Below are 206 nucleotides of genomic sequence, written 5' to 3' on the forward strand. Positions count from 1 at the left end.
CCATTAACTAATACATCTAAAGGCTCGCCAGCAATTCGCTCTAATTCAACAAGAGAGCCTTGGTTAAGCTGCAATTAGTTACGAATATTAATTTTACTACGCCCCTCTTCCATAGAAATGGTAACGGGGATATCTAAGATGCTGTCTACGCGAGATAACTCTTCTTCACTCATTGGTTTTCCAGTATCTTTTAATTCATCAAGATC

1 pseudogene is annotated in these 206 nt (G+C 38.3%); it reads right to left on the bottom strand.

The features are described 5' to 3' along the window. Positions 1-206, bottom strand: a pseudogene (locus V6255_RS19205) (FliM/FliN family flagellar motor switch protein); the annotation flags it as partial.

Source organism: Psychromonas arctica (assembly GCF_038155225.1).
GTDB lineage: Bacteria > Pseudomonadota > Gammaproteobacteria > Enterobacterales > Psychromonadaceae > Psychromonas > Psychromonas arctica_B.